The organism is Bacillus weihaiensis (genome assembly GCF_001889165.1).
Taxonomy (GTDB): Bacteria; Bacillota; Bacilli; order Bacillales; family Bacillaceae; genus Metabacillus; species Metabacillus weihaiensis.
Genome location: NZ_CP016020.1, coordinates 1,732,701 through 1,745,008, shown reverse-complemented (window position 1 = coordinate 1,745,008; position 12,308 = coordinate 1,732,701). Strand labels below are relative to the sequence as shown.

The following is a 12,308-nucleotide window of genomic DNA, read 5'->3' as shown; positions in this document are numbered from 1 at the left end:
CTCATTCAAAAAGCGTTTCTGCTATGTTTCTTATTGCTGCTTTTTCTCTTTCATCCTCTAATTTATCTACGATCGCTCGTTCAATTGCTCGTTTAGGAGGTAAATAGCATGCTAAATCACATGTATCAATTAGCGCTCGAATAGAAGCTGCCTCTTCAGAAATTTGACCATTTTGAACAAGAGCTAGAAGATCTCCAGATAATGTAGTAAATGTGGTCACTAATTTCTCATCATTTAACTGAGATTGATCCAATAATACCGATTTTAACTCTTCGCCTTGTATATATGGGACTTCAATCACAACAAAGCGATTTTTTAACGCTTCATTTAATGGTACTGTTCCTACATACCCCTCGTTTATTGCTGCAATAACAGTAAAATCCTTATCTGCCTTAATGACTTCACCTGTAAAAGGATTGGTAATCATTCTACGGTAATCTAACACTCCATTTAGTATCGGAAGTGTTTCCGGTTTTGCCATATTAATTTCATCTATATATAAGAAGTGACCCTTTTTCATGGCATTAACAACTGGACCCGAAACAAATTCGATAGACGTAATTTCATTGTCAGTTGATATTGTTTTAAAGCCTAATAAAGCTTCAGCATCTAAGTCCACCGAGCAGTTAATACTGTGCATTGGCTGACTAAATAAATGTGATAATGTCTCAGCTAATTTTGTTTTTCCTGAACCGGTAGGCCCTTTTAAGAGAACGTTCTTACCAAGAGCTAAAGCAACCAATGCATCCTCTAAAATAGACTGCTCTGAAGGAGTATAACCTCCTTTTCCAATTAACATATGATCTTCTTGAAGATATCTTGTTGCTCTTTCTTTAATTCTTGTTCTTATCTCGATCGGTAACAATTCTAATACATCATTCATCTATAATCCTTCTTTCTACATTACAAATTTGTTCTAAAAATCTTCATTATGCTCTTTTTATTAACATATGAATGAATTCATAATAAATAGATATCAATTCTCATTTTGCCAATCTCGAGTATACTAAAAAAAAGGCATCTATTCAAAGATTCCATTCAATTTCACTGTATATTCTCATTTAATAATGTTTTAAACTTTCCATCGAGGGAAATAGTTTGGTAACCTACTGAAAAAAAGGTGTTTTTCAGGCCAATAAGTAGCTGTTAGGTGGCTATATATAGTTAATAAAACTAAGGCAATTACCAAGTTGGCAAAAACCTTAGTTTTACACAGTAGGGTTATAGACATGTAAAATCAAAGGGGAAAATTGAATAAGACTAGACACTGGAGCTAGATGTCGAAGTGCTGACCACAATCTATATTTTTTAGTTTTTTAGTTTTTTAAACAACAAAAAAGAACCCATTTAGGGTCCCTGATGTTCTTTATTTTACATATTGTCGTGCGCCTAAATATCTTTCTTTCCAATACGATGATTGTAGACTTGAAATTGTTACCCCAGAGCTACTAGCATGGATAAACTCATTATTTCCTAAATAAATTCCCATGTGAGAAGGACCCGCCTTATAAGTTGTGAAAAATACAAAGTCTCCAACAGAAGGCGTACTAACTGATTTCATAATATCCCAATATCCCGCAGTACTTAAGCGAGAAACAGATGTGACTTTATTTAGAACATAATAGATATAACCGCTACAATCAAATCCACTAGGCGTATTACCAGCCCAAACATATGGTGTCCCTATCAGCTTCTTAGCTTCTGAGATCATCGTTTCTACTTTACTTGATGTATTCGTTTGAACATTTGTTTTACTTTCAGATGTATTCCCCGTTATTTGCCCAGGCATCTTTATTACTTGACCAACCTTAATAACATCTGATTTAAGATTATTTTCTACTTTAAGCTCTGCAATCGTGACATTAAACTTATTTGCTATTTTCCAAAGTGAATCTCCCGCCTGAACTTTATAGGATGAAGTTGTCTGTGCAGTATTAGAAGTTGTTGTTGTAGTCGAACTATCTTTTTCATTAGTAGTTGTTACAGGTTTAGTAGTTGTAACACTTTCTTGCTTAACGATTAACGTTTGTCCAACTCTAATTAAGTCACTATTCAATTTATTTAACTTTTTCAACTCGCTTACTGACGTATTATGGGCCCTAGCTATTACCCATAATGAGTCACCTGATTTCACTACATATTTAACATCTTTTTTAGATGTTATAACAGTTGTCGTTTTTGTAGGAGTTGATGTACCTACATTTGCTGCTTTAGAGTTTGATGCCCCTGGCAATTCTAGTACCTGTCCGATCCTTAAGAAGTCAGACGATAAGCTATTTGTACTTTTTAACAAAGATACAGTCGTATTATGTTCCTTCGATAAGCTCCAAAGTGTGTCCCCACTCTCAACCTTTATACTATCTGCTAGAGCAGCAGTAGTAAAAAGTGAAGAACCAACTACAGCTGTAGCGGTTAAGCCAAAAATTTTATGTTTCATGAAAGCCAGTACCTCCTAATGTATAAAAAAACAAAAATAGTATTTTATTGTGCATAGAAATGTAATGATCTGTTGATCACAATCGGTGAGTAGTATTCGTGTGAAGGAAATCAGTAATGAGGAACTAGTTACATTTTACTATTAACCTTACATGAACTATTATCATTTTAATAGATTCTGAAACATAAAACTACAAAATAATGAATAAAATCTCATAAATAGCTAAAAATAGGTAAAAAGAAACATATTCTACTAACTTATTCCACCTTCTATCATATGAAAATGATAAAGCATAGAAAATGCAAGTAGGTAGCAAACTAGCCATTGACAACAAGTATATGATACCTCGATCTAGTAAATAAATTGAGTACAAGCTTTTTACCCTTTTCTATCTTGACAGATAAAAGCTTAGGCTACTTTGATGGCCTAAGCTCTTACACTACATACCGAAAACCTATTGAAAACCTGTACTTAATAGCTACATACAAAGAGACTGGGACAGAAGCGCCTGGCACCTTATCGTTACAACTATATGTACGCACTTATTTACCTAGTGCTCACAATAGATTGTACCCGAAGATTGCCTGGCTCTTTGTTTTGACCCAGCCTCTATACACTCTTAAATTACGTCTTTTTCAACCACATTATGTTTATGTGGTGTTTGACGATAATGTCTTAGCACAAAATAAATTACAGACGCTAATGAGAATACTCCAAAAACAATAACCATATATCTTATCCCAATTGTATCTAATAACAGTCCTGTACTTAATAGAACCACTTGAAACATCACTCTATCCAGCATATTTCTAAATGAAAAGAATCTTCCATGGAATTGTTTGTCTATTTTAGTTTGAAAAATTGTTGCTGCAATCGGAAAGAAACAACCTACTCCAAGACCAAATAAACCAAAAGAGAATAATGACATCATTTTGCTATCACTAAAGAAGAGGGAAAGATGTGCTATTGATATAACAAAGGCAAAGGCAAACATTAGGTTAATTGGTTTGAAATAATGAGTGATTCGTTTTACAAAAAAGGCTCCTATCATAAAAGATAGTCCTTCTACTGTATATAGAAGTCCTTTAATTGATGGATCTCCTTGCAATTCACTAATATTAATAACCATTAAATTAAAGCCACCAATAAATAATAATGGAATAATAGTTAAAATTAATGCTGTAAGTACTATTGGTGTTTCTCTAAGAATAGGAATGATTTCTTTAAAGCTACTATTCTTTTTGTTACCTCTAGTCGTAGACACCGCTTCATCAAACTTTAATGAATAGGTCGTTATAAGAATAAATATATAAGCAACCATTGAACCAATATATAGGAAGCTAATGTTCATTACAACTAAAAGTACACCTGCTAACGCCGTCCCCAAGACCCTTGCTAATGTGGCGACATTCATATGTACTCCATTCATTTGTATAAGGTCTTGATCTTCTACAATTAATGGAATAACAGCTTGGATGGCTGGGAAATAAAATGCCGCGCTTATTTGAATGACTATCATAAACACAATCATAAACGTAATCGACTCAAAATATAAGGCTAAGAACATAAAAATGACACTTAACGTACGTCCTATACCTGAGTAAATTAATACTTTTTTCTTTGAGTAGGAGTCAATTACTTTCCCTGCTAAGGGCCCTACAAATACTCCAGCTAATAAGCCTAGAAAAAGGACTATTGACTTCATAAAATCAGAAGGTATATGCTCTTGCATAAACTCCAAATTACCTATAATCCCCATCCACAAACCAAGACCTGCAATAAATTCTCCAGTTAACAGAATCCAAACATTTTTATTTTTCCACATATTTTCATCTTCTTCCAATCTAATCTGTCCTTTAACTATACCACCCAGAACAATATTTCGCTATACGAAATATTAATCAAGTTATCCTTTAGATTCAGATGAAACAATTGGATATAATGTACCATCTAATGCGAAAGACATTTTTCCTGTTTCTTCGGATACAACTAAAATTAAGGCATCGGACATTTCTGAAAGACCTATTGCAGCGCGGTGTCTCGTCCCTACTTTTTCCTTCGGGAAAGCTTTACTTGTTAACGGTAAAATATTCCCAGCCGATAGGATATGTTCACCTTTCACATAAACTGCCCCGTCATGAAGTGGATTTCCTGGATAAAAGATACTTTCAATTAGACGATTAGATAAATCAGCATTGATTGTAACTCCTCCTTGAAGTTTTGGCTCGACTTTATCCTCTCTTTCAATCGCTATAAGTGCACCATGTCTTTGCTTAGACATATTTTGTATTGCTTTTGCTAATTCAAGATAACTGCTCGTGTATGATGAGATATAGGCTTGTAAATAAAAGTAAGATGCTGAAGATTGGACCTCATCAAATCTTTCCCTTATTTGACCTAATTCACATAATAAGCAGTATTCCCGCTCACCAATCGACTTTTTCATTGTTTCTACCTCTTGAATCATCTGATCTAGATGATAGGAAATATGATTCTTAATCGTAAGGAATGTAGGCTGAGGATTCACAATTTGCTCTCCTTTTCTTTAGTAGGATTCAGTCATTTCATTGTTGTCTATATAATTAGTACACCACATTTAGTAAAAATCTTTTATAAATTCTTGAGTATTCTTTCCATAAATTCACCATACTATGAAGGGAGGTTTTGACAATGATATCACATAAGATTATTCAATATATTTTTAGTATTCTAGGAGTTATATCACTTGGTTTCTTTTATTGGCAAATGTTTAAGGGGGAATCAAAAAAATCCACGGATGAACAAAAATAACACTCCATTTTAAATCATGTTATAATTCTCTAGTCAGTTATTAGAAATGAGGATGTATAATATGAAAGAATCCGTAACAAAGCGTGAAAAAATCATTTATTTTTCTAGCATTTTGTTCCCAATTTTAGTCACTCAGCTTGGTTTGTTTTCCATGAATTTCTTTGACACTACGATGTCTGGGAGAGTTCATCGTGATGACTTAGCCGGTGTTGCAATAGGTTCTAGTTTATGGGTACCCGTTTATACCGGTTTAAGCGGGATTCTACTCTCGATCACGCCAATAGTAGCCCAATTAATTGGAGCAAGAAAAAACAAAGATGTTCCGTACATGGTTATTCAAGGTTTGTATGTAAGTATTGTTATTTCTCTGTTCATTGTTCTCATTGGCGTTTTTACATTAAACCCCATCCTTACAAATATGGGATTAGAGGAAAATGTTATCCGTATTGCTAAAGGGTATTTAATTGCCTTATCATTTGGAATCATACCTTTATTCATTTATTCCGTTCTACGATGTTTTATCGATGCTTTAGGCTATACAAGAGTCACGATGTTTATCACCTTGACCTCTTTACCAATAAATTTCTTACTTAATTACATATTTATTTTCGGTAAATTTGGAGTGCCACAGCTCGGAGGTATAGGTGCGGGAGTAGCTTCCTCTTTAACCTATTGGTGCATAGCTCTTATTACTATACTCATTACAATAAAACAACAGCCATTTCGTGAATATAAGATATTCCATACATTCTTCTCTATTTCTTTTAAAGCTTGGGGCGAGATTTTAAAAATTGGTGTTCCTATTGGATTGTCTATCTTTTTCGAAACTAGTATTTTTGCTGCAGTCACACTGTTAATGAGTCAATATAATACGGTTACAATTGCATCACATCAAGCTGCCATTAACTTCGCATCATTTTTATACATGATTCCTTTAAGTATTTCGATGGCTCTAACCATTGTTGTCGGTCATGAAGTTGGGGCTAAACGAATAAATGAGGCTAAACAATATAGCTATTTAGGGATAGGCATGGCAGTCGTTCTATCAACTTTATCAGCTGCTCTCATTTATTTCTTTAGACCTGAAGTAGCATCAATTTACACTTCAGACTCTGCTGTACTAAGGTTAACACAGGACTTTTTAATATACGCTATCTTCTTCCAGCTTTCTGATGCTATTGCAGCCCCTATTCAAGGTGCACTTCGAGGCTATAAAGATGTAAATGTTACATTTGTGATGGCACTTGTATCATATTGGGTAATCGGATTACCTGTTGGATATTTATTGGCCTCCTATACACCTTTAGATGCATTTGGTTATTGGATTGGTCTCATTTCTGGTTTAGCTGCTGGTGCAGTGGGCTTATCCTCTCGACTAGCGATTATCCAAAAAAGAAAGGAAAAAGAGTTTGCGTTATACTTAAACACGTAATTTCAATAAGATCTTTTTATCTTGTTAGGTATTAGAACCAGGAATGAGAACTAGTTAGATCTGGTTATTCTCATATTCCTTAAAATTAGTTAAATCTTATTCTCTAAAAAAGGCTAATGCTCAAAATATGAGCATTAGCCTTTTTTAGAGAATAATCTCCGTAGCATTAAAGCTACTGACTATTCCATTTATACGTCCAAAATACTTCTCTCTCAAACCAAGGAGCTATTTCTGGATCATTATTCACTAGTTTTTCTTCAATCTGTTTTAACATACCACCAGTTTGTGAAAGATGTGCTCGTAAAGCATTAAATTTCACAGTTACTACATCCCTTATGTCTATCGTGACATCCGGTTGACCAATAACATCAAAGCGATTATTTGTAATTGCCATACAATAAGTAACCGGTCGACTTTCAATTGGTTTACGCCCTAACGCTTTGATAACTGCAGCCCCGCAAGCATCATGATCAGGATGCACGCCATGACCTGGATAAAATGTAACAACAAGAGTAGGATTAACTTCATCAATGATATTTTCCATAATATCTGCTAATTTCTCTTCATCTTCAAATTCAAGTGTTTTATCCCTTAATCCAAGCATACGTAAATCCTGTATATCCATAGCCTTACATGCATCTTGTAATTCTTTCTTGCGAATTTGTGGCAGAGTTTCTCTATTCGCAAACAATGGATTTCCCATATTTCTTCCCATTTCACCTAATGTTCCACAAGCATAGGTAACGGGAACACCAGCTTTACGTTTCTTAGCTATTAGACCAGCAACACCAAACGCCTCATCATCAGGATGTGGCAAGATAACTAGAATATGTTCTCTCATCATAAGTCTCCTCAGGTTTATTAATTAGTAAATGGTTTTTCGCTAATTTGTAAGGCAATAGCTAATTGTCCCTCTGAATTATGACCTGCCATTAATAGCTGACCATCACTGTTAAAGATCCAATCGGTTAAACCTTCTGCATAGAGCCATCCTTCTTCAAGCTTCAACCCGACTCGAAATGGTCCAAATCCTGTAATTTTAGCTTGATGGTAGTTTAGCTTTGTATTTCGAATGAAGGCCACAACTGTCATGTTTTTTTCATCTTTATGGGCTGAGTATGAACCAGTAGTTGTTTCTAAATGGACATATACATCTTTTTGTAAAAATTGATCTAAATAAGCTTGTACGTCATCTTTTATAATTGGTTTCATTAATGACCCGCTCCTTTTTCATTCAATAAACAGTGTGAAATATTGTTTACTTTACGCCATATGCTTGTATGGACATCTCTAGTAGTCTCCTTTAGGGCGGATAATTCTTGGTCACCCATCTTTAGGAAAGATCCTTTCACACTAAACAATCTGTCATAATAAAGTTCTAGATTTCAAAAATAAAGCAACAATCATCTATGTTACTTTTTCTTTTATATGAACATGTAGTTTACATAATGCTTCCTTCGTTTCTTTAGGAAGACTTGATTCCTCTATTCTCTTAATAGACAGTTCTAATTTTTCTTCCTTACTTTTCCTTACTCTCGGATGTGTCATTTCATCAAGTAGTTCTTTTTTTATTGCCGCTTCTAATGTTTGGTATTCTGATTGTTCAACAGGTAACATTCTGTTATTCCATAATGTCCGATAGGCTTCAAGAAGTTCATTTACATTCATTCAATATACCCCTTCACGATCATTAAAACTCTATTGACTTACGTTTAGTATGTTTAAGCTCTATTTTTTTATATAACTTTGAATGTGACATGGTAAATAAAAACAAAGCACTCCAAATACATGAAAATGTCACTACTTCAGTAGTAGTAAACGGTTCGCTGTAAATAACAATCCCGATCATCAGTGTAATAGTTGGTGCGATATATTGGAGAATTCCTACCATGTATAGAGGGATTTTCTGTGCACCAGTTGCAAATAACAATAATGGAATAGCAGTTGCTGCACCTGCACCTATTAATAGCAAGTTAGTTTCAAGGTTAAAATTCATAAATTCCATATTTCCAGTTTGCCCTAAATATACTAAATAAAAAATAGCTATCGGCGTAACCATCAGAGTCTCAAGCGTTAAACCCATCGCTGAGCTTAACTTTGTTATTTTTTTCGTTAGTCCATATAAACCAAAGCTAACAGCTAATGTTATGGCGATTAATGGTATTTCCCCATATCGGGTGGTCATATAGATGACACCTAAAGCTGCAATAATAAATGAGATTTTTTGTAATAAATTTATTTTTTCTTTAAAGAAAACTAGTCCTAAAAGGACACTAATTAAAGGATTTATGTAATATCCTAAGCTCGCCTCAATCATTTGATTATGGTTCACAGCCCAAATATAAACAAACCAATTAATACTTATAAGTACTGACGATATGATTAACATAAGGAGTAATTTTGGTTTTTTCAACAGTTCAGTGGTAACAACTCTTATGTTAAGGATTTCTCTAGTAGTTGTTAGGATAACGATCATAAAAATGAAAGACCAAAATATTCGATGAGCTAGAATTTCTTCAGATGCTACATTTCCAATTAATTTCCAATAAAGAGGGAGAATTCCCCATAGGAAATACGAAGAAGCGGTGTATAAAATACCTTTCTTATAGGTACTATTTTCTTTATTATTCAACATATTCCCCTCTTTCAGTTACCTTACCTAACCACCATTATAAACATAAGGTTCGTTTTCCTACAACCTAAATGCATTATCGCTAACCCTTTCTTTTTTAGGTGCATATAATAATTAGGAGCGAAAGGAAGTGAACTTAATGGACCAGTGGAGTAAACAATTTCCATTTGATCAGTTTGGTTTTACGAAGAAGGTAAACAAAATGCAGCCTCAAGAAGTCGAATCGTACATCCAACATGTGATGTCATCGGTATTTGGTGATGATTTCTCAAAGGGTTTTCCCTTCCAAGGTCATATCCTTAACCCTCCAAATGATGATCATCAAAAGGTAAACCCAACGATCTTTGAAACCGAAGATTATGTTTATGTACGCATACCTAAGTTCGAAACCGTGGAGGAATTAAAGCTCCATCATACTAATTACAAACTGATTATTGAAAATTTCCCTAAGAAACATGAAAAATCGGAATATATGCTACCTTCGCCAGTTAAGAAGAAAGGCGCTAAAGCATCTTCCGGCCGAGATCACATCGAAATTCAATTCTTGAAATTAAAGCAATACTCTACATCTGAAATACAGATAAATGAACGGACAAATGAATAATGTCTTTATTTTAATAAAAAGCAAGCGGCTGGGACAAAACAAAGAGCCAGGCACCCTCCGATACAATCTATTGTGTGCACTAGATAAATCAGTGCGTACATATAGTCGTTACGATAAGGTGCCAGGCACTTCTGTCCCAGCCTCTTTAGCCTATTATAATCTTGTCACGAATTCATGAATTAATTACGGTAGCCACCACCGTAAGGGTTATATCCATAAGGTGCGTATCCATATGGTGGATATCCACCATATGGAGGGTACCCGCCATATGGATAGTAAGGTCTTGGTCTAAAAACTGCACTTCCTACTAGTCCACCTAGTAATCCACCGATAAAAGGACCACCGAAAAAGAATCTTCCCGGGTAGGGCCTACGATAATCATTTCTCATATAAGGTCTCATACATTTAACCTCCTCATTTATTACGTACACTATTAAGTATTCATTTAAGATGAGGAGTGCTTGGGCTTATACCTATATTCTAGGTAATTCATGTAGAAATTATTGGGTTTATTCCTCATAAATCATTTTTCGTGTCATTCCTCCGTCGACAACGATATTTGTCCCAGTTACAAAATCATTGTCTTCATCAGAAAGGTAAAAGCATGCTTTTGCTATATCTGAAGGCTTACCTACCCTTTTTGATAAATGTTGATCATGGTCTTTTTTGCGTAATTGATCATAGCTACCTGTTTCTATCCAACCTGGGGAAATAGCGTTAACCTGAATCTTATCTTCACTAAAGGAAGCTGCAAGAGCATGTGTGAGAGCTAGGATGCCACCTTTAGTTGCTGCATATGCTTCTGAATTTGGTTCTGACATGGTAGCTCTTGTAGAAGCTATATTTATAATTTTTCCACCCGACTTACTCTTTCTCATTATTTTTGCAGCTTCTCTTGAAGCGAACATTACACTTCTTAAATTGGTATGTATCACATCATCCCACTCATCTACCGTCAATTCATATGGGGATTTCCATGTTGATATCCCTGCATTATTTATGAGAATATCCAATGAATCAAATTTAGAGACAGCGTATTTCAACATCTTTTCTATATCGCTTATTTTTGAGACATCTGTTTTTATGAAACAAACTCGTTCTTCATCAACATCCGTCTTTATCTTTTCGAACCCCTGGACATCAATATCTGCAATGATCACATTATACCCTTTATGAGCATATTGAATTGAAAGTTCTTTCCCTATTCCATTTGCTCCACCTGTTACAACAACTGTTCTAGGCATTTTCATTCTCCTCACTAGGTAAGCAAAACTGATCTGCCCATTTTCCTACTTCCTTCATAACTGGTTCTAGACTCTCTCCTTTGTTTGTTAATTGATAAATTACTTTTACAGGTGTGTCATCAATTACAATTCGTTCTAGCAACCCTTCATTTTCCAGTTCTTTTAGCCTTTCAGATAACATCTTTTGACTAATACTAGGAATGATCTCTGATAAATCTTTAAATCGTTTTGGTCCGTCTAATAACACATGAATGATAATCCCAATCCATCGCTTACCTAAAAGTCTAAATGCTGATTCCATTTTGGGACAAAGATTGATTTTCACTGTGATCACTCCTTAATATCATATCTCTTGACTCATTGTACCATATCTATTAGTATGTTCTTAGATAACAACTAACAAAAAGTAAGTTTATTACTTTTAGTATAAATCATACAGGTTAGTTTGACAAATATTTAGGAGGAATTATTTAAAATGAGTACTACTTACACCGAAGACATGATGACAGTATTGAAAGAACGCACATCAATAAGAAATTATGATCCTAGTGTGAAAATCTCAAAAGAAGAATTATCTGAAATCCTTTCATATACAACCCAAGCACCTTCAGCCTGGAACCTTCAACACTGGCATTTTACCGTATTTCATAGTGAAGAATCTAAGCAAAAATTACTTCCTGTTGCCTATAACCAAAGTCAAATTATAGAGTCTTCTGCAGTTATTGCTATTCTTGGTGATCTTGAAGCAGATAAGAATACAGAAGCTGTCTATTCTCCATTAGTAGAGGCTGGCTATATGACAGCTGAAATTCAGGAAAATCTATCTAAACAAATTAGCGGAGCATATACGGACAATACATTTGCAAGAGATGCTGCGTTTTCTAACTCTTCATTGGCAGCAATGCAATTCATGATAGCTGCCAAAGCAATGGGATTTGATACGTGTGCAATTGGTGGTTTCAACAAAGACCAGTTTAGTAAAGAATTTCAAATTGAAGATCGGTATGTACCAGTTATGTTAATAACAATTGGGAAAGCTGTTAAACCAGCACATAAGAGTAACCGATTAAGTTTAGATAAAGTCTCTACATGGCTATAAACTAAAAGTAAATCGTTTAGGTATATATAAAAAAAAAAGAAGCAAAAACCCGTACTATTTAAAACTCCTA

General features: G+C 34.5%; 14 protein-coding genes. 3 read left to right on the top strand and 11 right to left on the bottom strand.

Going from position 1 to position 12,308, the window contains the following annotated elements; genetic code table 11:
• Position 1: 1 nt before the first annotated feature.
• The 4 genes from A9C19_RS08460 to cdaS form a co-directional block, all read right to left on the bottom strand.
• Positions 2-883 carry an ATP-binding protein gene (locus A9C19_RS08460; protein ID WP_072579536.1) on the bottom strand — a complete coding sequence of 294 codons (882 nt, stop codon included), beginning with the start codon at positions 881-883 and terminating at the stop codon, positions 2-4.
• 483 nt (positions 884-1,366) lie between these two features.
• Positions 1,367-2,437, bottom strand: coding sequence for a C40 family peptidase (locus A9C19_RS08455; protein WP_072579535.1), 1,071 nt, complete (start codon positions 2,435-2,437; stop codon positions 1,367-1,369).
• A 619-nt stretch (positions 2,438-3,056) separates the two neighbouring features.
• Positions 3,057-4,262 (bottom strand): MFS transporter, encoded by a 1,206-nt coding sequence (locus A9C19_RS08450; RefSeq protein WP_072581807.1) that lies wholly within the window; start codon positions 4,260-4,262, stop codon positions 3,057-3,059.
• 81 nt (positions 4,263-4,343) lie between these two features.
• Complete coding sequence (cdaS, locus tag A9C19_RS08445; RefSeq protein ID WP_072579534.1) at positions 4,344-4,967, bottom strand: sporulation-specific diadenylate cyclase CdaS; 624 nt, start codon at positions 4,965-4,967, stop codon at positions 4,344-4,346.
• 321 nt (positions 4,968-5,288) lie between these two features.
• On the opposite strand from cdaS, the gene A9C19_RS08440 reads away from it, so the two are divergent.
• Complete coding sequence (locus tag A9C19_RS08440; protein WP_072579533.1) at positions 5,289-6,659, top strand: MATE family efflux transporter; 1,371 nt, start codon at positions 5,289-5,291, stop codon at positions 6,657-6,659.
• A gap of 172 nt (positions 6,660-6,831) precedes the next feature.
• On the opposite strand, the gene bshB2 is transcribed toward A9C19_RS08440, so the two are convergent.
• The 4 genes from bshB2 to rarD form a co-directional block, all read right to left on the bottom strand.
• Entirely contained in the window at positions 6,832-7,500 is a 669-nt protein-coding gene (gene bshB2, locus A9C19_RS08435; protein ID WP_072579532.1) for a bacillithiol biosynthesis deacetylase BshB2, read from the bottom strand.
• Positions 7,501-7,520: 20 nt separating this feature from the next.
• On the bottom strand, positions 7,521-7,871 hold the full coding sequence (locus tag A9C19_RS08430) for a YojF family protein (RefSeq protein ID WP_072579531.1): 351 nt from the start codon (positions 7,869-7,871) through the stop codon (positions 7,521-7,523).
• A gap of 195 nt (positions 7,872-8,066) precedes the next feature.
• On the bottom strand, positions 8,067-8,327 hold the full coding sequence (locus A9C19_RS08425) for a hypothetical protein (protein WP_072579530.1): 261 nt from the start codon (positions 8,325-8,327) through the stop codon (positions 8,067-8,069).
• 22 nt (positions 8,328-8,349) lie between these two features.
• Positions 8,350-9,294, bottom strand: coding sequence for an EamA family transporter RarD (gene rarD / locus A9C19_RS08420; RefSeq protein ID WP_072579529.1), 945 nt, complete (start codon positions 9,292-9,294; stop codon positions 8,350-8,352).
• A gap of 127 nt (positions 9,295-9,421) precedes the next feature.
• Between rarD and A9C19_RS08415 the strand changes: the two genes are divergently transcribed.
• Entirely contained in the window at positions 9,422-9,895 is a 474-nt protein-coding gene (locus A9C19_RS08415; RefSeq protein ID WP_145925784.1) for a hypothetical protein, read from the top strand.
• Between the two features lie 179 nt (positions 9,896-10,074).
• Here the strand turns inward: A9C19_RS08415 and A9C19_RS08410 are convergent, their stop codons facing one another.
• The 3 genes from A9C19_RS08410 to A9C19_RS08400 form a co-directional block, all read right to left on the bottom strand.
• On the bottom strand, positions 10,075-10,296 hold the full coding sequence (locus A9C19_RS08410) for a hypothetical protein (protein ID WP_233499255.1): 222 nt from the start codon (positions 10,294-10,296) through the stop codon (positions 10,075-10,077).
• Between the two features lie 108 nt (positions 10,297-10,404).
• Positions 10,405-11,139, bottom strand: a complete 735-nt coding sequence (locus tag A9C19_RS08405) for an SDR family oxidoreductase (protein WP_420835812.1) — start codon at positions 11,137-11,139, stop codon at positions 10,405-10,407.
• Entirely contained in the window at positions 11,132-11,440 is a 309-nt protein-coding gene (locus A9C19_RS08400) for a winged helix-turn-helix transcriptional regulator (RefSeq protein ID WP_072581805.1), read from the bottom strand. Before A9C19_RS08400 ends, A9C19_RS08405 begins: the two co-directional genes overlap by 8 nt.
• Before the next feature lie 174 nt (positions 11,441-11,614).
• Between A9C19_RS08400 and A9C19_RS08395 the strand changes: the two genes are divergently transcribed.
• Entirely contained in the window at positions 11,615-12,238 is a 624-nt protein-coding gene (locus tag A9C19_RS08395; RefSeq protein WP_420835811.1) for a nitroreductase family protein, read from the top strand.
• Positions 12,239-12,308: the final 70 nt, after the last annotated feature.